We start from the raw sequence: 24,657 nt of genomic DNA, 5'->3' as shown, positions 1-24,657 counted from the left end.
GCCGAAGGCCTGGCAGAGTTGATGGGGCGCTTCAAAACCTAACCGTCATACAGAGATTGGTCTTGGTGCGCCCGGCCGGATTCGAACCGGCACGCCCTTGCGGGCAGCGGATTTTAAGTCCGCGGCGTCTGCCATTCCGCCACGGGCGCGTGGGTCCAGCCTAACGAGAGACCGCGCGACATGGTAGGTTCGACCAATGGTTTCCCGTATCGCCGTGCTGCTGCTGGCGCTCTCCACGTTGTCCCTGTCCGCGGAGGTCAGGGACCTGAAGGCCTTCTTCCTGGAGCGCTGTGCGGTCTGCCACGGTCCTGATGGCACGGGCCGGAGTGCGAACGGCACCCGGCTGGGCGGACGCAACCTAGTGGAGTCCCGCTGGTTGGCCAAGCAGGAGGCGTCGGGGCTTGAGGCCTCGATTTTGAAGGGGCGCGGCGCCATGCCTGGATTTCGGCGGCAGTTGACCGAAGCCGAAGCCCGCCGCCTGGTGACGGAGGTCATTCGGCCCCTGGCGACGAGGAAGCGCTCCTGATTTTACCTTCCCATCATGGGAACGGCCCCATAGTGGTTGATTCAGCGAACAATGAGGAGACCATGCGGCGGACCATCCTGATCCTGTACCTGGTCGTGCACCCGCACCCGTTTTTGTGCGCCGGGGCCCCGCCCAGGTCCGTGAAGGAACTGAAGGGCTTCTATGTCGCCAACTGCGCGAAGTGCCACGGTGCCGACGGTTCGGCGCGGAGCCCCGAGGGGAAGCGCCTGCCTGGCACGGACTTCACTGACACCCTGAATATGGCCAAGAAAAGCGATGCGATGATGGTGAAGACCATCCGCAAGGGCATCTTCTTCGGGGTGGTGATGCACCCCTTCAAGAAGCGGATCACTGAAGCGGAGGCCCTGGTCCTGGTCCGGGAGGTCCTGCGCAAGGCCGAGAGGGGCAAGGTCATCGCGCCCGGGGAGTAACGGCCCTGTAGCATAGGTGGATGCCCGGCCCCGCCACCGAACCGAACGACCATCCCCTCCTTCGAAACCTGAACGCCCCCCAGCGGGAGGCGGTGCGCCATGCTCACGGTCCTCTGCTGATCCTGGCCGGTGCCGGCTCCGGCAAGACCACGGTGATCACCCGGCGCATCGCCTGGCTCATCGAGGAAGAGGGCGTGCACCCTGGCTCGATCCTGGCCATGACCTTCACCAACAAGGCGGCGGAGGAGATGCGGGAGCGGGTCCAGCGGCTGGTGTCCGTGCCCGCGGCACAGCTGTGGGTGAGCACTTTCCACAGCTTCTGCACGCGCATCCTCCGCCGCGAGGGCGAGCGCACGCCGGTGGGCCGGGATTTTGTCATCTTCGACCCCGCAGACCAGAAGAGCCTCGTCAAGCAGGTGCTGGCGGAACTGAAGCTTCCGGAGAAACAGTTCCACCCGAAGAAGGTGCTGGAGCTCATCAGCGACTTCAAGAACCGCTGCCTGCTGCCCGACGAGGCCCGCGAAGAGGCCCTGGACCCCTGGACCCGCAAGGTGCTGGATGCCTACGACCTCTACCAAAAGGGTCTGAAGAACCACCGGGCCTGCGACTTCGACGACCTGCTCCTCTGGACCGAGCGCCTCTTCCGCGAACCGGTCATGCAGGCCCAGTATGGCGAGCGCTTCCGGTACATCCTGGTGGACGAGTACCAGGACACGAACCGCGCCCAGTACCTGCTGGTGCAGCACCTGGCGCGGCGGCACCACAACCTATGCGTGGTGGGCGATGAAGACCAGTCGATCTATGGGTGGAGAGGAGCGGACATCCGCAACATCCTCGACTTCCAGCAGGACTTCCCCGAAGCCGTGCGCATCGAACTGCTGCAGAACTACCGCTCCACGGAGAAGATCCTCGACGCGGCCTCGCAGGTGATCGCCAACAATTCCCAGCGCGTGGAGGGCAAGGGCGCCCTCAAGACGGACCTGGGCGTGGGTGAGTCCATCCAGTTCAAGCTCTCGGACGAGGGGCGGCTGGAGTCCGAGTGGGTGGTGCAGCGCATCCAGGAGCTGCGCTACCTCGAGCACGAGGCCAAGGTCGCCGTGCTCTACCGCGCCAACTGGCAGTCCCGGCAGATGGAAGAGGCGCTGCGCGCCCAGAACCTCGCCTACCGCCTGGTGGGCGGCGTGAAGTTCTACGAGCGCCAGGAAGTGAAGGACCTCATCTCGTACCTGCGGCTCATCTCGAACCCCTTCGACCTAGTGAGCTTCCGCCGCTGCGTGAACGCGCCCAGCCGGGGCGTGGGTCCCACCACCCTGGGCAAGATCGAGGGCGCCATTCCCGAGGGCGGCACCCCCCTGGAGGGGTTGTCGCTGCTGCTGCACTCCGGCGAGCTCAAGGGCCGCGCTCAGCGCGAGCTGGGCAGGTTCCTGGACCTGTTCCACCGGGCGGGGCCGGAGCGCGAGGCCCTGGGGCTGGCGGGTCTGGTGAAGTGGGTGCTCCAGGAGAGCGGCTACCTCCAGAGCCTGGAGGACGAGGCCACGCTCGAAGCCGAGGGCCGCATCCGCAACCTGGAGGAGTTTCTCAGCGCGGCTGCCGAGTCGGAATCGCTTGGCCTCCGCCTCTCGGAGTTCCTGGACCGCATCACCCTGGCTGCGGACACCGACCAGCTGGAGGAGGCCTCGCAGCTCAGCCTCATGACCATCCACTGCGCCAAGGGCCTGGAGTTCCCCTATGTCTTCGTGATCGGCATGGAGGAGGACGTCTTCCCCAACCGCAATGCCCGCGAGACGTCCGATGGCCTGGAGGAGGAACGGCGCCTCTTCTACGTGGCCATCACCCGGGCCCAGCGGCGGCTGACGCTGAGCGCCGCGCGGCGGCGGCGCATCATGGGCACGGAGATGCTCTCCATGCCCAGCCGCTTCCTCCGCGAGATCCCGGCCGATGCTCTTACCGCCCCCATCCGTTGGGGCACGGAGCTCTACCAGGCCGGCGAGGGCGTGCGGCCCGGCAGCTCCTTCACCCGGGGCGCCGGGGGGGCCTCCGTGGCCACGGAGCTGCAGCGCATCCGCACCTTTTTCGACCGAGTGCGGGAGGTGCCGCCCTCACCGTCCGGGACGGAGAGCGACAGACCCTCCGCGCCCCCCGAGAAGGTGGATGCCAGCGCCTTCCCTGCCGGCACCCGCGTGAGGAGCCCCCGCTTTGGGGCCGGCACCATCCTCGCTGCATCCGGACGGGGCGATGGCCTGACCTACACCGTGCGCTTCGACCAGGGCGGCGACCGGCGCATCATGGCTCGATTCGGGGGGCTGGAGCTGGTCTGAATCGCTCCGCCAGCACCTGCTTCCGGTACTCGAAGATCCGCTGGACATCCCGTCGGACCCAAAAGGCGGTGACGATCCGGCCGATGATGCCCCAGCCCACCCGGTAGCGCACCTGATCGGTCATGCGGGTGCCGCCGTCCGGCAGATCCTCGAAGCGATGCGTGTGGTGCCAAAGCGCATAGGGACCTGAAATCTGCCGGTCTACAAACTTCTCTCCGGGGACGAAGGTCTCGATTAGGGTGCGCCACCGAAGCGTCAGCCCCCGCACCTTGATCCGGTAGTCGAAGAGGGCGCCCTCGCCCTGGGGCAGGGGCTTCGGCGTCAGCACCTCGAAGTTCAGCCAGGGCGGGGTGAGGGCCTCGAGGTTGGCCGGATCGGAGAAGAACCTGAAGACCGCGCTCCTGGGCGAGGGCAGGTCCTGTACGGCGATGAAGACTTCCTCCCTCATAGCAGGTCCTCCAGCGCCGCCTCGGCCGTGGGAAAGCGGAACTGGAAACCGAGGGCCTCGGCGCGGGCGGGCAGAACGAAGGCGCCCTGCAGCAGCAGGGCCTCGGCCAGCTCACCCAGCACCAGCCGCGTGGCGAAGCGGGTGAGGAAGCCCGGCACGGGCAGCATCGGGCGCCCAAGCCGCCGGGCGATGAGGCGCGTGAAGGCCTCGTTGCCCAGGGGCTCGGGTGCCGTGCCGTTGAAGGCGCCCGACCAGGCGGGATTGCCGGCGGCTTCGATAAGCATGGCAACCAGATCGTCCACGTGGATCCAGCTGAGGCCCTGGCGACCCGAGCCCAGCTTGCAGCCTTGGAACCAGCGCACGGGCAAGGCCATCTTGGGCAGTGCGCCTCCTTTCCGATCCAGGACGACCCCGATGCGGATCAGGGCCACCCGAACACCGAGGGCTTCAGCGGCGGCAGCCTCGGCTTCCCAGCCCTGGCAGACCTCGGCGAGGAAGCCCGTGCCCGGCCCGGCATCTTCATTGACGGGATGCTCGTCCCGGGGGATGTAGTAGCCGATGGCCGAGGCGTTGATGAGGGTAAGGGGTGGCCGGGCGCAGGCCCGCATGCCTGCCACCAGCTGGGCGGTGGCCCTGATCCGGCTGTCCCGGATGGCAGCCTTCCGGGAGGCGGTCCAGCGCCGGTCGGCGATGCCTTCACCGGCCAGGTTGATGACGGCGTCCGCGCCCTCCAGCAAGGTGGCCAGTTCATCCCAGCTGTGGGCTGAGGCGCCGGAGGGACATGCCAGCGCCTGCGGGTTCCTGGTGAGCACCGCCACCCGGGCGCCCAGGCCCAGCAGGGCCCTCACCAGGGGCTGGCCGACCAGTCCCGTGCCGCCGGCCACCACCACCCGCTGCAAGCTCGATTCGACCAAGATCCCCCCTTATCAGCTGAGCAGCAGCCGGAACCGCAGGGAATCGGGGCGGGCCCTGCGGGGATCCTCGACGGGTTCAGACCCGCGGTGCCGAGACAGCCCCCTAGTAGTACCACGGTGTGATCGCCGGGGCGGCCACAACCGGGGGCTGGATTCTGGGCCACCTTCGCTCGTCCGGGATCTTTCCAGTGTAGAAGCGGACCAGCCGGGAATTCGTGTTGCAGTCCCGGAGCATGGCTTCGGCCAGATCCAGGGCATCGTGGAAGACGAGGCCCTGGTACTCCCACTCCCAGATATCGGTGCAGTAGCGAACAGTGAAAGCACGGTCCCCAATGGTGCAAGTGCCGCCACTCGGCGTTCTGGAGGTCAGTTCCAGGATGGTTTCATCCAAGGTCATGGGCCACCTCCTCGGAGAACACTCAGGCCCAAGATAGGTTTCGGCTAAATATAAGCCACCCTTAAATCGGCTATTCAGGCCGGTTCTTCCCGGTCAGCCCAAGCCCTCCCGCACATCCCTGAAGGCTTGTCCCCGTTCCTGGATTAACCTGTCCCCTGGCCTTGAGTCCCGTGGACTCCTTCCGCCGAGGCGACCATGCGCTACCTGCTCTCCAACCTGCCCCTGAACCTGGGAGAGGAGTTGCTGGACCTGGCCAAGCCGCTGGCCCATGCCCTGGGCGGCCAGCCCACGGACTACCGCGCGGTCGCCCTGGAGCGCCGCAGCCTGGATGCCCGCCACAAGGGGGCCATCCGCTTCCTCACGGCCCTCAGCTTCGAGTCGGATCGGGCCTTGACTCTGGGCCCGCTGCCCGGCGGCCTGAAACTCGAACCTGCGCCGGTCACGGCACCCTACGCGGTGGCGCAGCCCCCACGCAGGCCACGCGTGGTCATCGTGGGCAGCGGCCCCGCCGGCACCTTCTGCGCCCTGCGCCTGCTTGACTACGGCCTCGAGCCCATCGTCCTGGAGCGCGGCCCCGCCATGGGGGCCCGGGTGAAGGCCATCTCCGGCCTATGGAAGGACGCGGTGCTGGATCCTGAGGCCAACGCGCAGTTCGGCGAGGGAGGGGCGGGCACCTTCAGCGATGGCAAGCTCACCACCCGCATCGGCCACCCGGCCACGCGCTACGTGCTGGAGGCCTTCGTGCGCTTCGGAGCGAACCCCCGCATCCTCTACCTGGCCAAGCCCCACGTCGGCACGGATGTCATCCGACGCTGCGCGGTGCTGATCCGAAAATCGGCGGAGGCGCGTGGCGCCCAGTACCGCTTCAACGCCCGGCTGGAGGACGTGCGCTTCGACCCGCAGGGCCGGGTGCGGGCGGCCGTGCTCGCCAACGGCGAAGAGCTCCCCTGTGAGGCCCTGGTGATGGCACCTGGCCACAGCGCCCGGGACACCTTCGAGATGCTTCACCGCCACGGGGTGGCCATGCGGCAGAAGCCCTTCGCCATGGGCGTGCGGGTGGAGCACCCCCAGGACCTCATCGACCGCTCCCAGTACGGCCCCAGCGCGGGCCATCCCTCCCTGCCCGCCGCCGACTACAAGCTGGTCTGCAACTTCGGCCTGAACCGGGCCGCCTACAGCTTCTGCATGTGCCCCGGCGGGGAAGTCACCCAGTGCAGCAGCGAGCCCGGCGGCGTGGTGGTGAACGGCATGAGCAACGAGAAGCGCGACTCAGGCTTCGCCAACTCGGGGCTCGTGGCCAAGGTGAACACGGCGGACTTCGGCAGCGACCACCTGCTGGGCGGCATGTACTTCCAGCGCACGTGGGAGCAGGCCGCCTTCCGGGCCGCGGGGGAGACCTACGGGGCCCCCGCCGTGGCCGTCCAGGACTTCCTGAAGGGCCGGGCCACGGGCAAGCTTCCGCGCACCAGCTTCCGCCCCTTCGCCGTGGCGGCGGATCTGCGGACCTGCCTGCCGGGCTTCGTGCAGGAACAGCTCCTCGGGGCCCTGCCCGCCTTCGACAAGAAGATCCACGGCTTCGCCAGCCGCGAGGCGATCCTGCTGGCCATCGAGAGCCGCACCAGCAGCCCCATCCAGCTGCTGCGGGGCGAGGACGGGCAGTCCGTCAGCCACCCCGGGTTCTATCCCTGCGGCGAGGGGGCGGGCTTTGCCGGGGGCATCACCTCGGCCGCGGTGGATGGCATCCGGGTAGCCGAGTGGATCGCCCAGGCCGCCGGGGCACCGGCGTTCCAGCCCTTCGAGAAGCAGGTCAGGGCCGGAGACCTGGCGAACGAGTACTAGGACTCGACGAGGGGTTCCGGCACCTGGATGATGCGCCACCCATCGCCGAACTGGGCGAGGAACTCCAGGGCGTAGCAGCGGAAGAAGACGAAGATCGGCAGGAAGACCACGGAGCTGATGTAAGGGAGGATGGCGATGCAGCAGGTGAGGCAGCAGCCGAGGAGCATGAGCAGGGTCGCACCGATCCACAGCAGGATGTACATCAGGTAGAACCCCGCGAACTGCCAGCCGTGGCCGGGCAGCAGCTCGCGGCGCAGCACCTGCCAGGCGGCCGCTACACTCAGCTCGCGGTGGTACATGATCGGCACCACGAAATCGTGGAGCAGCGCCCCGATGAGGCTGAGGACGAGGATCCCGAGGATCAGGAGTCCGCAGCCCACCAGCACGCCGGCGAAGGCGGCGCCTCCGAACGTGCGCGCATGGATGTCGGGCAGGGCAATGAGGGCCCCCAGGCCCCCGCAGACGAGGAACAGGGCCAGGGTCGCCAGCAGGAGCATGATCCGGAACCGGAAGAGGTCATTGCCCAGGTGCCTCAGGCGGGTCCAGGGTTCCACGATGTCGGCCTGGTTCCTTACCACGCCATCCAGGAACATGAGCTGGCCGCGGCTGCTCAGCCACTGGAACACCACGGCCAGGGCGAGCATGAGGATGAAGAACACCACGGCGAGGGCGATGACCAGGGGCAGGTGCTCGGAGATCCAGGTGGTGACGGGGCTGAAGTCCGGCGTGGCACCTGAGGAGGAGCGGTCGAAGGGATTGCCGTTGTAGTTGAAGGAGCCTCCGCCACCGCCCAGGTGGGCCAGGAAGGCGGAGAAGCCCAGCACGAACCACTTCCGGGCGCTGAAGGGCTCGAAGAGGATGCGCCTCGCGTGGGCGATGGCGGGCTGGATGGACTCGGTGATGGAAACCATGGCTTCCATCATTCCACGGAGCCTGGACGCGGAAATCAGCTATCGTGGCTAGCGCGTCGAAAAGCAGCAGATCCGCCCCGGAGGAATCATGTTCGAATCCGCGGAACTCGGCCACAAGGTCCCCAAGGAGGTCTGGGAGAAGGAGGTCCCGGGACTGCGCGAAGCGCTGCTGGATGCCCAGTACGACCTCACCGCCGCGAAATTTCCCGTGATCATCCTGGTGGCAGGGGTGGACGGCGCAGGCAAGAGCGAGACGGTGAACACCCTGAACGAGTGGATGGATCCCCGCCACATCCAGACCCACGGCCTGGACGAGCCCTCGGACGAGGAGCGGGAGCGGCCCCACATGTGGCGCTACTGGCGCATGCTGCCCCCCAAGGGGAAGATCGGCATCTTTGACGGCTCCTGGTACACCTGGCCCATCCTCGAGCGCGCCCACGGCCGCATCAAGACCTCGGACCTGGACCAGGACATGGCCCGGGTGGTGCGCTTCGAGCAGATGCTCATCCACGAGGGTGCTCTGGTCTTGAAGTTCTGGATGCACCTCGGCAAGGACACCCAGAAGAAGCGGCTGAAGAGCCTGGAGAAGGATCCCAAGACCCGCTGGCGGGTGACGCCCCGGGACTGGAAGCACTTCGAGATGTACGACACCTTCCGCCAGGTTGCCGAGCGGGCGCTGCGCTCCACCAGCACGGCGGATTCGCCCTGGATCGTGGTGGAGGCCACCGATCCCCGCTACCAGAAGCTCTCGGTCGGCAAGATCATCCTGGAGAAGCTGCGGGCACGCCTCGACAACCCGGCACCCAAGGCGCCGCCGGTCCAACCTCCAGTACCGGCCGCCCTCGACGGACTCAACATCCTCCGGGCCCTGGATCTCAGCAAGCGCATGGAGAAGAAGGCCTACGAAGAGGAACTGCTCACCCTCCAGGGGCGCCTCAACCTGCTCACCCGCCATCGGAACTTCAAGAAACACTCGGTGGTGCTGGTCTTCGAAGGCGTGGATGCGGCAGGGAAGGGCGGTGGCATCCGCCGCATCACTCAGGCGTTGGACGCGCGCACCTATCGGATCCAGCCTGTGGCTGCGCCCACCGAGGAGGAGCGGGCCCAGCCCTATCTATGGCGCTTCTGGCGCAACCTGCCGCGGCGCGGAAAGGTCCAGATCTTCGATCGCAGCTGGTATGGCCGCGTGCTGGTGGAGCGGGTGGAGGGCTTCTGCACGGAGGCCGACTGGCAGCGGGCCTACAGTGAGATCAATGACTTCGAGTACCAACTCGCCCGCAATGGCACCATCCTGCAGAAGTTCTGGGTGTCCATAAGCCCGGAGGAGCAGCTGCGGCGCTTCGAACAGCGCCAGGCCACACCCTTCAAGCGCTTCAAGATCACCGAGGAGGACTGGCGCAACCGGGAGAAGTGGCCCGCCTACGAGAGTGCCATCTGCGACATGCTCGACCGCACCAGCACTGAGATCGCCCCCTGGACCCTGGTTGAGAGCGAGAACAAGTACTACGGCCGGATCAAGATTCTGAAGACCCTCGTGCAGCGGCTGGAGGATGAACTGTAGGCTCGGCCTGCGCCGAAAGCATCGCCATCGCGTCCTTCTCCACCTGAGATTTCTCCGCATGCCGCTCCAAAGCCCGCTCCCTCCGGTCCAGATCACCCAGGCCCAAGCCGAGCTGCCCCTGCTCCCCGGCTCGGATCCGGTGGTCCTGGCGGTCTTTCATTGGGCACTGGCGCATTCACCCAGCCTCCGCGAGGTGGTCAGGCAGCTGCCCGCAGCGGACCGGAAGGCCCGTTACCGGCTAGTGCCCGACCTGGATGCGAACTACGGAAACCTCCGCATCCAGGCCACCGGAGACCTCTATCACATTGACATCGGCGTATCGTTCCTCGGCTGGTCCCGCTGTGGGGATGCCCTGGAGGCCTGGGTGGCCACTGCCCTCTTCCTGGCCCTGGAAACGGCGCGGCACGGGAAGGTGCGCGAGACCGGCAACCCTCAGGCCCTGCACTTCGTCTGGGAGACCAAGGCCGCGGCCTTCGCCTTCCAGGCCAAAGTCCGGGAAGAACTGGCCGCCGCTGACCCTGTGCGGATGAAGGATCTCCCCGATGGCGAGCTGCTCTACAAGCACGCATTCAGGCCCGGGCTCTATCCGCCTGCGGCATCCAAGGACACGCCCCGGTTCTCTAAAACGCCGAAGCGCCGCCCTCTTCCCGACGGCGTGCATTGAGGTGCCCAAAGGCGCCCCATCCGGCCCAGTGGTTCAGACCGCTCGCTCTTTGCCGAAGACGCGATCCAGCACCAGGCCCGCGGTCTCCTCGATGCTGCGGCCTGTGACGTCCAGCACAGGCCAGCGGCGGTGCAGCTTGAAGACATCGTCGGCGTAGGCGAGCTCATCCAGGATGCGCCCCATGTCGCTGTAGCTGTCCGCGCTGCCCGTAGCGCCCAGGCGCTTCAGGCGGTAGGCGCGGATCTCCTGGAGCCGGTCGGCCTGGATGGTGAGGCCCACGATGCGGCCCTGAGGGATGCCCGCCAGCTCGGGAGGCAGGGGCACGCCCGGCACCAGGGGCACGTTCATCACCTTGAACCCCTCCATGGCGAGGTACATGGACAGGGGCGTCTTGCTGGTGCGGCTGATGCCCACCAGCACGATGTCTGCATCCACCAGGCCTCCCATGTCGATGCCGTCATCGAACTTCAGGGCGAACTCGATGGCCTCGATGCGGCGGAAGTACTTGTCGCCCACCGCATGGAAGCTGCCGGGCCGTTCTTCTGGCCGCTCCCGGAGGTAGAGCGCCAGGGTGTCCAGCAGGTTGCCGAAGAGGTCCACCTGGGTGAGGCGAAGCTCGGCGCAGCGCTTGTCGAGGTAGTCCCGCATCTCGCGGGACACGGTGGTGTGGATGATGACGGCCCGCTTGTCCGTGGCCAGCTGCAGCACCCGGTCCAGGTCCTCCTGGGAGCGGACGTTCTGGAAGCGGCGCACCAGGGCCGAGCTCTCCCCCTTGGCGAACTGGGTCAGGGCTGCCTGAACCATGCGGTGGGCGGTCTCGCCGGATCCCCCGGAGACGATGTAGATCGGCTGTCTGTCCATGGGATCCAGATTAACCTGGGAGGATGCAACCTCACGTGATTGCCTGGCTGGTCCTGGCCCTCCCCCTTGGCGTGGTCCTGGGGGGGCTGGTGGTGGTCCTGGTCCGCTGGGCGCGGCTCAGGCGGCGCACGTCCGGGGATCCCGAAGCCCTGCTCCTCACGGCAGTGTCAGGTAGCCTTCGGGAGCGGGGCGAGCTGGCGGCCTCCCTGGGTGAGCTCCGGACGGTGCATGAGCGGCTGCTGGATGCCCTGCCCATGGGCCTGCTCTGGGTCGACCAGAGACAGCGGTTGGCCGCCCTGAACCGCCGGGGGCGTGAGCTCCTGGGGGTCACCTCGGGGGTCCTCGGTCTGGAGGCGGCCTTCGTGCTGGAGCCCTTCGCCTGGCTGCGGGAGGTGCTGCAGGCCGAGCCCGGCCCGGCCCATCGCCTGGAAGCCGACGGACGCCGCTGGCGGGTCCAGCGCATCGAGGCACCGGACCGGATCGGCGCCCTGGTGCAGTTCGAGGATGTCACCGAGGCGGAGCTGGAGGCGCGCCGGCGCCAGCTCCGCGAGCGCTTCGCCGAGCTGGGGGAGATGACTGCGGGCGTGGCCCACCAGCTGAAGAACGGCCTGGCGGTGCTCAAGGGCCAGGGCCAGTTGCTGCAGCGGGTTGGCCACGGCGAGGCCGCCTTGGCTGTGCTCGAGGAGACCGAGGAACTCGAGCGTCTGGTCCAGCGGTTCCTCCAGTGGGCCAAGCCGCTCGACCCGATCGCCGAAGACCTGCGACTCGAGGATGTGGCGGCCCAGGCCCTGAGGGAGCTGAAGCGACGCCCCGTGAGCCAGGGGCGGGCCCTGCTCTGCGAAGGGCGGGGGGGCGTGCGGGGGGATCCGGTACTGCTGCATCAGGCCCTGGTGAACCTCCTGGAGAACGCCTGCCAGGCCACGCCCCTCGGGGGGCGGGTGGTGGTGAGGATCGCCGATGGCCATCTGGAGGTGCTGGACGAAGGCCCCGGGCTGTCGGAGGACACGGCCCTGCGCATGCTCCGGCCCTTCGAGAGCGGCCGCCCTGACGGCACGGGGCTGGGTCTGCCCCTGGCGTTGAAGTGGCTGAACGCCCAGGGAGCGGACCTCCGGCTGACGGTACGGCCCGAGGGCGGCACCTGCGCGGAGATCCGCTGGTAAGTTGGTGGACGATAGGAACTCCCACATGCGAATCGCGCTACTCCAGCTCAACGCCCACCTCGGGGATCCCGAGGGCAATGGCCGCAAACTGGAAGAGGCCTATGGCGAGGCGATCGCCGCGGGCGCACAGCTGGTGCTGGCACCGGAACTGACGATCCCCGGCTACCTGCTGGAGGACCGACTCTGGGAGTCGGGCCTGCGGCGGCGCGTGGAGGAGGAGTCCCTGCGGCTGGCGGCGCTGTCGGGGGCGGTTCCCCTGGTCTTCGGGACGGCCCGACCTGCGCCTACCGGCCGCCTCTGGAACGAGCTCTGGTGGTGCGCGGACGGTGGCCTGCGCCACTGCGCCCGCAAGCGCGTGCTGCCCAGCTACGACGTGTTCGACGAGCACCGCTACTTCGAGCCGGATGCCTCGGCCCAGCCGCTGGTGTCGTATCAGGGGCAGCGCATCGGGTTGTCCATCTGCGAGGACCTCTGGGCGGATCCACAGCTGGGCAATGCGCCCGTGGGCTACGGCCTGGATCCCATCGCCGACCTGGCGGCCGCCGGGGCCACGCTGATCCTCAATGCCAGCGCCAGTCCCAGCGCCCTGGGCAGCTGGCTGCCGCCGGGCCACACCGCGCCTTGGGCGATTCCCTCGAAGGAGGCCCAGCGCCGCCGCCTGCTTCCCGGTCTGGCCGAGAAGCACGGTGTGCCCATCGCCTATGCCAGCCGCGTCGGTGCCGAGAGCTGGCTGCTTTTCGACGGGGGCTCCGGTCTGGCCCTGCCAGACGGCCGCTGGCAGGGCTGCGAGTCCTTCCACGAGGGCCCGCTCATGGTCGATCCCGCCGCACCGGGCCAGGCCTGGCGGGCCGTGGACGAAGGCCCCTGGCTGCGCCAGGCCCTAGTGACCGGCATTCGTGACAACCTGGCGAAGCAGGGCCTTCAGGCCGTGGTGCTGGGCCTCTCCGGTGGCATCGACAGCGCGGTGGCCGCGGCCCTGGCGGTGGAGGCCCTCGGTCCGGAGCGCGTCCTGGGTGCCGCCCTGCCCACCCGCTACAGCAGCGGGGTCAGCGCCGACCTCGCTGAGGAGCAGGCACGGCACCTGGGCATGGGCTTCCTGCGCCTGGATGCGGACGCGCCCTTCGCGGGCTTCGGCGCGGCGCTGGAACGGGCGCTGCCGGGTCGCGCCTTCGGCCTGACGGACGAGAACCTGCAAAGTCGCTGTCGCGGTAGCCTGCTGATGGCCCTCACCTCCGAGCCGGAGATCCACCGGCGGCTGGGGACGGACCGCGTGGCCGTCCTGAACACGGGCAACAAGAGCGAGGCCGCCACGGGCTACTTCACTCTGTACGGCGATGGCATCGGCGCCTTCGCGCCCCTCGGAGACTGCCTCAAGGCGCGCGTCTACGCCATGGCCCGGGACCTGGGCGAAGCCGTGCCGAGCGGCGTGATCGAGCGTCCGCCCACCGCCGAGCTGAGGCCGGGCCAGACCGACGAGACCAGCCTGCTGCCCTACGCGCAGCTGGATGCCATCCTCGGCGCAGCCCTGGAAGCGCAGCGCCCTGAGGAAGCCCTCGCCGAGGACCTGGCCCTGCTCCTGGACGGCGCCGCCCTCGCGCAGGCCAGGGCCGCGCTGCCGCGTATCCTGGGCCTTCTCCGCCGCACCGAGTTCAAGCGCCGCCAGCTGCCCTTCGCCTTCAAGGTGAGCCCCAAGGCCTTCGGCGCGGGACGCCGCATCCCCCTGACGGCGCTTTGATTCTCTCAGGGGATTCCGCGCTGCGCGCACATCCCCGGCCCCCTGCGCAGCAACCCGGCAAAGCCAGGTTGCTGCTTTGAAAACCCGCGCCACCGCGCTATCCTGGCCCTTCTGGCCGGTGTGGCGAAATGGCAGACGCGACGGACTCAAAATCCGTTTCCCCCTAAAGGAGTGTCGGTTCGAGTCCGACCACCGGTACCAAAATGTCGGGCCCCGCAGGAGCCTTCCCATGTGGTGGGCGGACTCAAAGCCGCGACGGGAGGCCAGGCTGACTCGGGACGCCATCGGCTTCTCTGATGCGTCACCATTCGCCTCCGGCGAATGGTGACGGCGCCTTGGGCGATGCTCGTCGGGCAAGCCCCGGCCGAGCTTAAGCGCATTAATCGCAATGACTAATTGATGTCGTGAAATGAATTTCACTTGATCGGCTGGTCCTGAAAAACTACAGTCGACTGGCAGCATTCGCCTGCCGGACGGATTGACCCGATGACGTCCCCGGCTCCGGGCGACCTCCGAGACTGGGGAGCACCAAAGCCATGGAAGCGGTCTGGAACACGCGCTACGACACGGGCATCAGGCTCATCGATGAACAGCATCAGGAGCTGTTCCGGATCGTCGATCGCCTGCGGCGGATGGTCCAGGAGGGGGCGGACAGGGCCGCTGTGGAAGCCCTGCTCCAGGATCTGGTGGCCTGTTCGGAGCGGCACTTCGCCACCGAGGAGACCTACATGGGGCGGTTCGCCTACCCCGATCTCGCACAGCACGTGTCCGAGCACGCCACGATGCTGACCAGCCTCCATGAGCTGCTGACCAAGTTCCAGGAGAGCCACCACGCCATGGCCCTGATGGTGCCGACCTTCATGGAAGGCTGGCTCAGGCACCACATCAGCGATGGGGACTTCGGGTTCGTGACCTTCCTGAAGGCGCGGAACCTAGCCTGAGTCCTCCGATCTCTCAAAAGAAGGCCCCGCGGTGGCGGGGCCTTCTTTTGGCTGCAGGCCTGACCAGGATCAGATCCGGAATCGCGCCACCAGGGAGTTGAGCTGCTCGGCCAGGTGGCTGAGCTCGTCTACGGTGCGGGTGGACTCCTTGATGGTGGCGGCCATCTCCTCCATGGCCGCGGCGTTCTGCTCGGCGATGGCGGTGAGGTTGCCCATGGCGGCCACCACGGACTGGCTGTCGCGGCTCTGGGTCTCGCTCTGGGCGCCGATGGTCTTCATGCGTTCGGCGGAGTCCGTGATGGCGCTTTGAATGCTGCTGAGGGCCTCACCCGCGGTGTTCACCATCTTGGTGCCGTCGCCGATGGCGCGGTTGGAGGTGGTGATCAGGGCCGTGATCTCCTTGGCGGCCGTGGCGCTGCGCTCGGCCAGCTTGCGGACCTCCTCGGCGACCACCGCGAAGCCCTTGCCGTGCTCGCCAGCCTTCGCGGCTTCGATGGCGGCGTTGAGGGAGAGCAGGTTGGTCTGGTTGGCGATCTCGGTGATCACCGTGAGGATGTTGCCGATCTGTTTCGAGTTCTGGTTGATGGCCTGCATGCCGGAGACGGCGCTGCCCACGGCCGTGCCGCCCTTGCCGGCCGCCTGCTGGGCCTGCTCGAACACCTGCAGGGCGTCCGACACATTGGAGTTGACCACCTGGGAGGAACCGGCGATGCCGTTGACGCTGTCGGTGGTGGTGGAGACGCTGGCCTTCTGGCTCTCCGCCGCGTGGGCGATGCTCTGGGCGGTGCTGTGCATCTCGGACATGCCCGCGGACATCTGCAGCGATCCGGACGCGATGTTGGTCGAGATGGCCATCACCTGCTGGACGATCTGGTGGATGTTGTCCACGAAGCGGTTGAAGTGCCCGGCCAGGGCGGCGATCTCGTCGTTGCCGTGAACTTCCAGGCGGGCGGTGAGATCCCCCTCGCCTTCGGAGATGTCGCGCATGCGGCCCTGAATGTGTTCCAGGGGCGAGACAATGGCGTTCCCCAGAAGGAAGGCGGCTGCCCAGCCAGCACCAATCATCAGCAGGCCGAGCAGGCCCATGCCGAGGAGGGCGCCCGTCTGGCTTGAGCGGAGGCGGTCCCGGTTGAACACCAGCATGAGGTAGGACTTCACCGGTGCGCCCTCGATCTTCACCAGGCCGCTGACCAAGACATAGCCGTCCTTCTCTAGGAAGACGTGCTCCTTGGCGGGGTCCTTGGCGACCTCCTTCAGGAGGGCGTCGGCCAGGGGGGCGAGGTCGCCCTGGTAGGCCTTGGCCTTGGACTTGGTCACGACCTTGGTGGCCTTGGTGGCCGGATCCTGGGAGATGAGGGCGGCCTGGGTGATGTCGGCGTCGTCCTTCATGCCGTCGAGCCCTCGCTCGACCAGGCCCATGTCCTCGAACTGCACGCCGGACTGGATGCCGTCGGCCACCAGGCCCGAGAGGCTCTCGGCCTTCAGCCTCAGCCCGTCATTCAGGGCCGAGTTCAGACGCCAGAGCGAGAAGACAGTGGACGCGAGGCCCAGCACGACCGCGAGGGCCAGGATCGAATACATCAGTTTCTTGCGGATGTTGAGGTTCTTCCAGAATTCCATGGTCCGCCCCTGAACAAGGTGTTCCCCTGCATCGGAAGCCCCAGGAATGGAGTTGAATTTTCGGAGGTTACCGGAGCGTCACGACGGTGGCCCCGGCCCCGCCCTGGGCCTGGGGGGCGTCCTCCACCCGGGCGATGCCAGGGTGCCCGCGCAGGGCCTCTCTGACCGCAGCTTTCAATTTTCCGGTGCCGTGGCCATGGACGATGCGGATGAACCTGCGTCCCGCGGCCAGGGCCTCCTCCACGAAGCGGTAGACCTCGCTGTCCACATCATCGCTGGCCCGGCCGATGAGGTTGATCTCGGACTCCAGCTCCTGGACCTCGGCCCGGACCCGGACCTTGCCGGTCGCTCTCGGAGCCATCTCTCGGGCCCCGATGGGTTCCAGCTCGCCCAGCCGGCACTCGAGACGGCGGCCCTGGGGGGTCTCCAGGGTGACCCGGTCGCCCTTCAGGGTCGTGACCCGGCCTTCGACGCCGAGGCCCCGGTGCCGGGCGAAGCCGCCCTCACGGATGTCCTGGGGGACTGACTTCCGGTGCTCCGCCCCGCCGGGCTTCAGCTCGGTCTCGGCCAGCCGCGTCAGCAGCCGGACCCGCTCATGGGCCTCGGTGCCCAGTCGGTCCGCGTTCACGGACTCGGCCTTCTGCTGTTCCTTCAGATCCCTGACCAGGCGCTTGCCCTCATGGTCCAGGAACTCCAGCACCCGGGCCACTTTTGCCTTCGATTCCGCCTGAAACGCCTCTCGTTCCATGCGCAGGCGCTCCTCCCGCTGGCGCAGGATCTCCCGGTCCTTCTCGGCGGCGGCCTTGGCCTGCCGCAGGGTCTCGCCTTCCTCCAGCAGACGCGTGCGTTCCGCCTCCAGTTCCCGGAGGAAGTCCCGCCAGTCCTGCTCGCGCTGGCCCAGCACCTTGTCGGCGTGGTCCAGGACGGGGCGGGGCAAACCCAGGCGGGCCGCGATGGTGAGGGCGCGGCTCTGTCCGGGCTGGCCCACCAGCAGGCGGTAGGTGGGGGCTAGGCGCGCCTCGTCGAACTGGACCGAGGCGTTCTGGAAGCGCGTGTGGCGGAGGGCCCACTGGCTGATCTCGCCCAGATGGGTGGAACAGAGGATCCAGCAGTGCCGCCGGGAGAGGGTCTGCAGCAGGGCGATGCCCAGGGCGGCACCCTCTTTTGGATCGGTGCCGGTGCCGAGCTCGTCCAGGAGGACCAGGCCGCCGTCATGAACCGTTTCGAGGATCTCTTTCAGATGCAGAATATGGCTGCTGAAGGTCGAGAGGCTTCCGGTGATGGTCTGGTGGTCGCCGATGTCCGCATGGAGGCTGGGCAGGGCCGGGAAGGCCGACCCCTCCCGGGCGGGCACGGCACAGCCGCAGGTGGCCAGGGTGGCGAGCAGGCCCACGGTCTTGAGAACGACGGTCTTCCCGCCGGTGTTGGAGCCCGAGATCACCAGACCGGGTCTGCCAGGTTCCATCACCAGGTTGAGGGGCACCACCGGGTGGGGCAGGGGCTCCAGGCCCATGGCGTCGCGGACGGCGGGCAGCAGCAGCGGGTGGCGGGCGTCCAGGAGGCAGAGGCGGCCCTGCTTCGGGTCGGAGGCCAACTCGGGGAGGTGGCCATCACAGAGGGCGGCCCAGCGCAGGAGCGCCAGCCCCTGGTCGGCCTGGGCCTGAAGGTCGCGCCAGCGGGTGAAGTCCTCCAGGCGGGTGCGGAGGTCGGCCAGTAGGTCGCGGAGAAAGGCCTGGACCGCCTGGACATAGTCGCGGTCGGCCTCGACGAAGGCGTTGTTGAGGGGCACCGCCTCCATGGGCTCGATGAACACCGTGGCGCCGCTGCCGCTGCGATCCAGCACCAGTCCCGGCACGAGCCCGCGCCGCTCCTGCCGGACCGGCAGGCAGAAGCGGCCATTCCGCTCGACCACCATGGCCTCATTGAAGGCGTCCGGGGAGCTTCGCAGCAACTTCTGGAGCTTGGCCTGCACGGCCTGGAAGGCCTCCTGGCGCACTTTGTACAGGCTGGCCAGCGCCGGGATGCGCAGGGGATCCAGCTGGCCATCGGCATTGAAGCTCTTCGCCAGGCGCTCGGCCAGCGGTGCCGGATCCGGCAGCAGGGCGGCGGTGACCTGCAGGCGGTCGATGCCGAGGTGCGTGCCGGGCGGCGCCGGCTGGGTCTCGGGCCAGTCCAGGGAGGCGAGGCCTCGCAGCAGCACGGACATGGCCTTCAGGCCATCCCGCAATTGCCGCCAGTGCTCCGGCAGCAGCCAGCCCGCCGGATTCAGCAGTTCCTCCAGGGACTCGTCCATGGGGAAGGTGGGCAGGCGGTCCGGCGAGGCCGCCCAGAGCTCCTGGAGCTCTAGCTGGTGCAGGCGGCGCAGCCCCGCGAGGCCATCTCCCGGGCGCATGGCGCCGAGTGCCTTCCGTGCCTGAGCCGTCCGCGCGCCCGACTGAATCAGCCGGATGGCTTCGGGAAATTCGAGGGCTTCGAGTTCGGGGTTCATGGCTGGATCTTCATTCCTGAGCCTTCAGTAAATCAAAAGGCCCGCTTTCGCGGGCCTTTTGTTAACGCGGCGTGCAGCGCCGCGTCAGGATCAACCGATCATCCGACGCTCTTGCGAGAGGCGCTTCAGGGTCTTCTTACGGGCGGCAAGCATCTTCCGCTTGCGTTTGGCGCTGGGCTTCTCGTAGTGCTGGCGCTTCTTCAGCTCGCTGAGGATGCCGGACTTCTCGCACTTCCGCTTGAAGCGGCGAAGGGCGAACTCGAACGTCTCGTCTTCTTTGACCTTGACCAAAGGCATGTGGATGCACCTCCTTTCCCGTGGATTTCGGCCGGGCTGCCAGGCAGGTCCGGGCCGAACGAGAAGTGTATCCCAACTTTCGAGTTATGGCGAGGTTGAATGCCTCCCGCTACCCTGAATGCTCCCTGCCGCCCGGAGCCCCATGTCGAATCCCCTGCTTCTGATCGTGGACGGCGAGTCCCTCAGGACGCCGGGACTGGTCTCGGCCATGGAGGGGGACGGCTGGGAGGTGTGCTGGCTCCGTTCGGCCGATGCCCAGGCCTTCCTCGAGCAGGGGAGGAACCCGGACCTTCTCCTGGTGGAGCCCTCTGCCTCGGGTGGGGGGGGCTATGCCCTCGCCCAGCGGCTCCAGGAGCGGCGACCCGGGTTGCCGGTCCTGGTGCTTTCGGAGACTTCCGCCCCTGGCTCCATCCCGCAGGGACAAGGGATGGCCGTCGAGGCTTACCTAGAGCGCACCCAGCCCGGGAATGCCCTCGCCCTGGCCCTGAGGAAGTATCGGCCGGAGGCGGCGAAGCTGAGCCGGGACGACATCTTTGGGGACCTGCTGCAGGATCTGGAACAGGAGGCCGACCCCGCCCCGACCGATCCCTTCAGGCTGTTCCACCAGGCTTCGGCCCAGGCGGCGCCCCCACCGCCACAGGCTCCCCTGAGTGCGGAGGATATCTTCGGCCCCGTCCTCCAGGAGGTCGAGGCCCTCTCCTTCTCCACCCCGGAGCGCGCGAACCTGGCCGTACCCACTGTCACCGTGGCTCCGACCCGGATGGCCGAGTCCAGGTTGCCGACCCCCGCTGCCCAGGTGGAGGCTCTGGGGCCTTCCGACTTCACCTTGAGCGGCATCTCGGGCGTCAACGACCCCTTCGAATGGGTGGCCGCCCAGGTGCCGCCGGTTGGTGAGCCCGCGCCGTCCACGCTGGTGCGGCCCGAGAGTCCCGGTGCCTCCGCGGCCATCGAGGAATACGGAAACTACTTCCTGCTGGAGAAGATCGCCGTGGGCGGCATGGCGGAGCTGTTCAAGGCCCAGCAGCGGGGCGTGCAGGGCTTCCAGAAGATCGTGGCCATCAAGCGCATCCTCCCGCACTTCAGCGACAACGAGGACTTCGTCACCATGTTCATCGACGAGGCCAAGCTGGCGGCCCAGCTGACCCACCCGAACATCGTGCAGATCTTTGACCTGGGGAAGGCCGGGAGCTCCTACTACATCGCCATGGAGTACGTGAACGGCCGGGACCTGCGCACCCTCCTGCGGAAGGTACGCGAGTACGGGGCGCCCTTCCCGGAGCAGGTGGCCGCCTTCGTGGTGATGAAGGTCGCCGCCGCCCTCGACTACGCCCACCGCAAGCGGGGCTTCGACGACCGGGAGCTGAAGCTGGTCCACCGGGACATCAGCCCCCAGAACGTGATCCTCTCCACGGAAGGCGCCGTGAAGCTGGTGGACTTCGGCATCGCCAAGGCCGCCAGCAAGGCCAGCCACACCGTGGCCGGCGCCCTCAAGGGGAAGCTGCTCTACATGAGCCCCGAGCAGGCCACGGGGCAGCCTCTGGACAACCGCTCGGACCTCTATTCCCTGGGGCTGGTGCTCTTCGAGCTGCTCACCGGCGAACGCTGCTTCCAGGCCGATTCGGAATTGGGGGTTCTGGAGAAGGTGCGCCTGGGCCGCATCTCCGACTTGTCGATGCTGAACCCGAATGTGTCCCGCGAGATGGCGGGCATCGTCAGCCGTGCGCTCCAGAAGGGCGTGGATCACCGCTACCCCTCGGCCCGGTTCATGGAACGCGACCTGCGGGATTACCTACAGCGCCAGGGTACGCCCATCACCGAGCACGATGTGGCCGAGTACATGAACGCCCTGCTGAGGGGTTCCCGGGAGCACCTGGAGACCCTTGTCTCGGCCCGCTTCCCTGCGCCGAGCAGCCTCACCAGCGGCACTCACCGAGTGCTGAGCGAACGGACCAGCGTGGAGACCGCCTCCCAGCACCATGGCTCCATGTCCGGGCTTGAAACCGCCCCGGAAGCCCCTGGCCAGATGGTTTCCGGGCCGGCTGTCCCTGCCAGGCCGCGCTGGCTGCTTCCCGTGATCCTGACTCTGGCTGTGATCCTGGTCATCATGCTGGTCATGGCCGGTTGGTCCTGAAACGGTATAAACTCGATTTTTACATTCTGTACGCCACCCCGGGAGCACCCCATGGATCTGAGCCAGGACCAGAAAGCCTTCTACGAGACCACTCGGGAGCGCTGCCGCTCCGAGGTTTCCCAGATCAACAACACCATCGCCTCGGAGGTCCAGCGCGTGAAGGACCTGCTCACGAGCCTCAGCAACCGCAAGACCGCGGTTCTGCAGATGTACGGGGCCGCCTGTGAAGTCCTGGGCGAGGAGAATGACCTCGCGGAAGAGTCCATCGAGATCGAGTTTTAACGATCGGCTGACCTGCTAATCCACCCTCATCAGGGGCGCTGCGCACTTCATGCAGTTGCTCTGGTGCGGGGGATTCTTTTTGCCGCAGTGGCTGCAGATCTGTGTCCTGGCCTGCTTGCGCCGCCAGATGCGCAGGTAGAGGATGCCGAGGACGACGACGAGCAGGATGCCCTTCTGCCAGGGCTGCAGGAAAAACCCCGTGGGGCTCTCCACCTTGGGCTGGGCCGGCTGGCCTTCGAGGCTGATCTGGTTCATGCCGGGTGGTCCTCATCGGGGGCGGCCGGTTCCACCTCGACCAGCAGCTCCTGGTCGTCCTCCAGCTCCGGCTCCGTGATCATGGCGTTTCCCCCGAACAGGCCGTCCTCGGGCAGGGGCGGTTCCAGGGCGGCCAGGGCTTCGGCCTCCAGACGGCCCTCGCCGAAGTCCTCGAGGCGGGGCAGGTCGTGGAGGCTCTTGAGGCCGAAGTGCAGGAGGAAGGCCTGGGTGGTGGCATAGGTCATGGGCCGGCCCACCACGGGCTTACGGCCCGCAGGGGTGATGAGCTGCCGTTCCATGAGGCTCTTCACCTGGTTGGCGCTGCTGGTGACGCCACGGATGGCGTTCAGCTCGGTGATGGTGACGGGCTGGCGGTAGGCGATGATGGCCAGGGCCTCGATCTGGGCGGGCGTGAGCCGGCCACTGCGGGTGGTGGTGACAAGCCGCGAGACCATCTCCCGGTAGACGGGGCTGGTGGCCATGCGCCAGCCGCCGCCGACTTCCAGCAGGCGCAGGCCGGAGGCCCTCTGGAGCCGCTCCTGGAGCTTCTCGATGCCCAGCTGGAGGGCGCCGTCGGCCAGCCCGGTCAGCTCGCGGAGGCGCGCCAGATCAAGCACTTCGCCAGCGGCGGTGAAGAGCGCCTCCAGCGCGCCGGGCAGGTCGCCACCTTCATCCCAGAGGGGCTCTTGATGAAAAAGGTCGACGTCGTTCACCGGTAGGCCCCCAGCCGCTGTCCCATCTTCACATCGCCCGAGGTGCGGGCCGCCACCCAGTCCGCGGCCCTGGGTCCGCCCACCAGCAGCACCACGGTGGAGCCGAACTCAAAGGTGCCGAGGTCGTCGCCCGGGGCGCAGGGCAGGTGGTCCACCTGCCAGCCGCCATCCTTCGGCAGGACGCGCCCCTCGAGCCAGCGGGCATCGATGACCACCCCGCCCACGTGCGTTGCGCCCACCAGGACGGCGGCGACCTCCAGGCCCTCGCAGGCGCCCGCGCCGAGGGCCGTCCAGCTGGCCCGGCGGTTGCGCTCATAGAGGCGTGGAACATGGCCGGTACTGGCGTCGTTCACGGGCCAGAGTTCCCCCTCGACGCGGCACACGGCCTTGACCCGGCCTTCCAGCGGCACGTGGATGCGGTGGTAGTCCTTGGGCGACAGGTAGAGGGTGAGGAAGTGCCCGCCCTCGAACCGGGCAGCTTCCGGATCATGCTTGAGCAGCTCGCAGATGCGGTAGGGCAGGCCTTTCGCCTGGATGGCCAGGCCGGCTTCGATGCGGCCGCTGGCGATGATGCGGCCGTCCACGGGACTGTTTACGAAGCCCGGCAGCGCCGGTTCCTGAGGCCGGAGACCGGGCTTCAGGCGCCGGGTGAACAGGGCCTGGAGGCTGGCGTATTCCTCCAGGGGGAACTCCGCCTCGGCCAAGTTGATGCCGTAGTGGCCCGCGAAGCGCCCCAGCAGGGGCATCCGCCATGCGGCGGGCAGGGTGCGGGTGGCGGCCCAGCCCACGACCCGGGAGCCCAGGCGCTTCGGATAGAGGCCCAAGGCCCGCAGGGAGAGAGGTCCCGGGGTCCAGAGCATTACATAGGCCACCCAGAGCAGGGCGAGGACGAGCGCGAGGCGCGCGGGCGGGAGCCAGGAGAGATGCATGCCTCCAGGATAACCGGCTGGGTTGTGGTAGCGTGGTGCCCACCCCAATCCATCCATCCCCCCCCAGGAGGCCCCCGTGAGCAAGAGGATCTTGTCGTCGCTGTTGGCATTCGGCTTCGCCTTGCAGGCCCAGACGCCGCTGAAGATCGGCGTCATCAACTGCGTCACCGGCACCCAGGCGCCGATCGGCGAATACATGACCAACGGCTACAAGCTGGCCATGGAGGATCTCCAGAAGAAGGGCATCAAGGTGGAGCTGGTCATCGAGGACGACACGGGCAAGCCCCAGGTGTCCATGTCAGCCATGGAGAAGCTGGTCACCCGCGACCGCGTGGCGGGCGTGGTGGGGCCCTACAGCTCCGCATGCGCCAACGCCGTGTCCAAGCTGGCCGAGAAGTACAAGGTGCCCCTGCTGGTGCCGGTGGCCTCCAAGGAGGACATCACCCGCCAGAACCAGAAGTTCGTGTACCGCCTCAGCGCCACCACAGAGGACTACGCCTCCATCCTCATCTCCATGGCCCAGAAGCTGGGCAAGCCCAAGACCATGGCGATCCTGAATGAGAACACGGACTTCGGCACCTCCGGGGCGAAGTCCGCCAAGGCATTCGCCGCCCAGGTGGGCATCCAGGTGGTGATGGAGGAGGCCTATGCCTCGGGGTCTCCCGACTACCGCTCGACCCTGGCCAAGATCAAGGGCGTGAAGCCGGATCTTGTGTTCATGGTGTCCTATGTGGCGGACGGCATCCTGCTCATGCGGCAGGCCCGGGAAGTGGGGCTGACGCCCCAGGCCTTCCTCGGCGCCGGCGCGGGCTTCGCCTCCTCGGAGTTCGCCCGGGAGCAGGCCATCTCCAACAATGTGTTCTCCAGCACTCAGTGGACGACCGACGTGAACTGGCCCGGCGCCAAGGACTTCGGCAAGCGCTACAAGGCCAAGTTCGGCAAGGAGGAGGTGCCCTACCACGCCGCCAACGCCTATGCCTCCATGATGGTGATGGCCGAAAGCGCCGCGAAGGTGGGCGGGGATCGCGAGAAGCTGCGTGTCGCCCTGAACGACGGCAAGTGGAACGGCATCATGGGCGAGGTCCAGTTTGTGGACTACAACGGCTACACGAACCAGAACAAGCACCAGATGCTGGTGGAGCAGATCCAGAACGGCAAGCACGAGACTGTGTGGCCGCCGGAGTACGCCTCGAAAAAGCCGGTCTTCCCCTTCAAGTGGAAGTAACGCACTACTGA

The 24,657-nt window shown here is 67.6% G+C and carries 23 protein-coding genes and 2 tRNA genes; 13 read left to right on the top strand and 12 right to left on the bottom strand.

All coding sequences use genetic code 11. The features are described from left to right. Positions 1-63: 63 nt before the first annotated feature. A tRNA-Leu gene (locus WAS25_RS02430) sits at positions 64-149 on the bottom strand. A gap of 47 nt (positions 150-196) precedes the next feature. On the opposite strand from WAS25_RS02430, the gene WAS25_RS02425 reads away from it, so the two are divergent. The 3 genes from WAS25_RS02425 (at position 197) to WAS25_RS02415 (ending at position 3,275) form a co-directional block, all read left to right on the top strand. Next, a complete protein-coding gene (locus WAS25_RS02425; protein WP_422309920.1) occupies positions 197-526 on the top strand; it encodes a c-type cytochrome in 330 nt (109 codons plus the stop codon). 62 nt (positions 527-588) lie between these two features. Beyond that, positions 589-957 (top strand): c-type cytochrome, encoded by a 369-nt coding sequence (locus WAS25_RS02420; RefSeq protein ID WP_422309919.1) that lies wholly within the window; start codon positions 589-591, stop codon positions 955-957. Between the two features lie 20 nt (positions 958-977). Further along, on the top strand, positions 978-3,275 hold the full coding sequence (locus WAS25_RS02415; RefSeq protein ID WP_422309918.1) for an ATP-dependent helicase: 2,298 nt from the start codon (positions 978-980) through the stop codon (positions 3,273-3,275). Here the strand turns inward: WAS25_RS02415 and WAS25_RS02410 are convergent. From WAS25_RS02410 to WAS25_RS02400, 3 genes are all read right to left on the bottom strand, one after another. After that, positions 3,241-3,723: an SRPBCC family protein gene (locus WAS25_RS02410; protein WP_422309917.1), complete on the bottom strand. Its 483-nt coding sequence runs from the start codon at positions 3,721-3,723 to the stop codon at positions 3,241-3,243. The genes WAS25_RS02415 and WAS25_RS02410 overlap by 35 nt on opposite strands. Continuing rightward, the gene (locus WAS25_RS02405) at positions 3,720-4,637 is read right to left on the bottom strand and encodes a TIGR01777 family oxidoreductase (protein WP_422309916.1); all 918 of its coding nucleotides are present in this window, start codon (positions 4,635-4,637) and stop codon (positions 3,720-3,722) included. Before WAS25_RS02405 ends, WAS25_RS02410 begins: the two co-directional genes overlap by 4 nt. 103 nt (positions 4,638-4,740) lie before the next feature. Then, positions 4,741-5,034: a hypothetical protein gene (locus tag WAS25_RS02400; protein WP_422309915.1), complete on the bottom strand. Its 294-nt coding sequence runs from the start codon at positions 5,032-5,034 to the stop codon at positions 4,741-4,743. 195 nt (positions 5,035-5,229) lie between these two features. Between WAS25_RS02400 and WAS25_RS02395 the strand changes: the two genes are divergently transcribed. Continuing rightward, positions 5,230-6,873 (top strand): FAD-dependent protein, encoded by a 1,644-nt coding sequence (locus WAS25_RS02395; RefSeq protein WP_422309914.1) that lies wholly within the window; start codon positions 5,230-5,232, stop codon positions 6,871-6,873. Here the strand turns inward: WAS25_RS02395 and WAS25_RS02390 are convergent. Beyond that, positions 6,870-7,784 carry a DUF7544 domain-containing protein gene (locus WAS25_RS02390; protein ID WP_422309913.1) on the bottom strand — a complete coding sequence of 305 codons (915 nt, stop codon included), beginning with the start codon at positions 7,782-7,784 and terminating at the stop codon, positions 6,870-6,872. The genes WAS25_RS02395 and WAS25_RS02390 overlap by 4 nt on opposite strands. A gap of 88 nt (positions 7,785-7,872) precedes the next feature. Between WAS25_RS02390 and pap the strand changes: the two genes are divergently transcribed. After that, a complete protein-coding gene (pap, locus tag WAS25_RS02385) occupies positions 7,873-9,345 on the top strand; it encodes a polyphosphate:AMP phosphotransferase (protein ID WP_422309912.1) in 1,473 nt (490 codons plus the stop codon). A gap of 58 nt (positions 9,346-9,403) precedes the next feature. Next, complete coding sequence (locus tag WAS25_RS02380; RefSeq protein WP_422309911.1) at positions 9,404-10,009, top strand: hypothetical protein; 606 nt, start codon at positions 9,404-9,406, stop codon at positions 10,007-10,009. Positions 10,010-10,042: 33 nt separating this feature from the next. On the opposite strand, the gene WAS25_RS02375 is transcribed toward WAS25_RS02380, so the two are convergent. Continuing rightward, positions 10,043-10,870: a pyruvate, water dikinase regulatory protein gene (locus WAS25_RS02375; RefSeq protein ID WP_422309910.1), complete on the bottom strand. Its 828-nt coding sequence runs from the start codon at positions 10,868-10,870 to the stop codon at positions 10,043-10,045. 35 nt (positions 10,871-10,905) lie between these two features. Between WAS25_RS02375 and WAS25_RS02370 the strand changes: the two genes are divergently transcribed. The 4 genes from WAS25_RS02370 (at position 10,906) to WAS25_RS02355 (ending at position 14,706) form a co-directional block, all read left to right on the top strand. Then, positions 10,906-12,030, top strand: coding sequence for a sensor histidine kinase (locus WAS25_RS02370; protein WP_422309909.1), 1,125 nt, complete (start codon positions 10,906-10,908; stop codon positions 12,028-12,030). Between the two features lie 25 nt (positions 12,031-12,055). Beyond that, on the top strand, positions 12,056-13,765 hold the full coding sequence (gene nadE, locus WAS25_RS02365; RefSeq protein WP_422309908.1) for an NAD(+) synthase: 1,710 nt from the start codon (positions 12,056-12,058) through the stop codon (positions 13,763-13,765). A 114-nt stretch (positions 13,766-13,879) separates the two neighbouring features. Further along, positions 13,880-13,966: transfer RNA gene (locus WAS25_RS02360), tRNA-Leu, on the top strand. Between the two features lie 335 nt (positions 13,967-14,301). Beyond that, on the top strand, positions 14,302-14,706 hold the full coding sequence (locus tag WAS25_RS02355; protein WP_422309907.1) for a bacteriohemerythrin: 405 nt from the start codon (positions 14,302-14,304) through the stop codon (positions 14,704-14,706). Positions 14,707-14,775: 69 nt separating this feature from the next. Here the strand turns inward: WAS25_RS02355 and WAS25_RS02350 are convergent, their stop codons facing one another. From WAS25_RS02350 to rpsU, 3 genes are all read right to left on the bottom strand, one after another. Further along, positions 14,776-16,326 (bottom strand): methyl-accepting chemotaxis protein, encoded by a 1,551-nt coding sequence (locus tag WAS25_RS02350; protein WP_422309906.1) that lies wholly within the window; start codon positions 16,324-16,326, stop codon positions 14,776-14,778. A 67-nt stretch (positions 16,327-16,393) separates the two neighbouring features. Next, positions 16,394-18,814 (bottom strand): endonuclease MutS2, encoded by a 2,421-nt coding sequence (locus WAS25_RS02345; RefSeq protein WP_422309905.1) that lies wholly within the window; start codon positions 18,812-18,814, stop codon positions 16,394-16,396. Positions 18,815-18,904: 90 nt separating this feature from the next. Next, positions 18,905-19,111, bottom strand: a complete 207-nt coding sequence (rpsU, locus tag WAS25_RS02340; RefSeq protein ID WP_291206512.1) for a 30S ribosomal protein S21 — start codon at positions 19,109-19,111, stop codon at positions 18,905-18,907. Between the two features lie 142 nt (positions 19,112-19,253). Here rpsU and WAS25_RS02335 point away from each other — a divergent pair, with 142 nt between their 5' ends. Then, complete coding sequence (locus tag WAS25_RS02335) at positions 19,254-21,242, top strand: protein kinase domain-containing protein (protein WP_422309904.1); 1,989 nt, start codon at positions 19,254-19,256, stop codon at positions 21,240-21,242. A 51-nt stretch (positions 21,243-21,293) separates the two neighbouring features. Then, complete coding sequence (locus WAS25_RS02330) at positions 21,294-21,524, top strand: hypothetical protein (protein WP_286353645.1); 231 nt, start codon at positions 21,294-21,296, stop codon at positions 21,522-21,524. Between the two features lie 15 nt (positions 21,525-21,539). On the opposite strand, the gene WAS25_RS02325 is transcribed toward WAS25_RS02330, so the two are convergent. From WAS25_RS02325 to asd, 3 genes are read right to left on the bottom strand one after another with little or no spacing between them, the layout of a single operon-like run. Then, a complete protein-coding gene (locus WAS25_RS02325) occupies positions 21,540-21,779 on the bottom strand; it encodes a hypothetical protein (RefSeq protein WP_422309903.1) in 240 nt (79 codons plus the stop codon). Next, positions 21,776-22,492, bottom strand: coding sequence for an SMC-Scp complex subunit ScpB (scpB, locus tag WAS25_RS02320; RefSeq protein WP_422309902.1), 717 nt, complete (start codon positions 22,490-22,492; stop codon positions 21,776-21,778). Before scpB ends, WAS25_RS02325 begins: the two co-directional genes overlap by 4 nt. After that, on the bottom strand, positions 22,489-23,421 hold the full coding sequence (gene asd, locus WAS25_RS02315; protein WP_422309901.1) for an archaetidylserine decarboxylase: 933 nt from the start codon (positions 23,419-23,421) through the stop codon (positions 22,489-22,491). The genes scpB and asd overlap by 4 nt, the downstream gene beginning before the upstream one ends. A gap of 76 nt (positions 23,422-23,497) precedes the next feature. Between asd and WAS25_RS02310 the strand changes: the two genes are divergently transcribed. Further along, a complete protein-coding gene (locus WAS25_RS02310; RefSeq protein ID WP_422309900.1) occupies positions 23,498-24,646 on the top strand; it encodes an ABC transporter substrate-binding protein in 1,149 nt (382 codons plus the stop codon). The last annotated feature ends 11 nt before the right edge of the window (positions 24,647-24,657 follow it).

Origin of the sequence: Geothrix sp., from assembly GCF_049292215.1 — a bacterium.
GTDB lineage: Bacteria > Acidobacteriota > Holophagae > Holophagales > Holophagaceae > Geothrix.
This window is presented reverse-complemented; position numbering and strand designations above follow the sequence as displayed.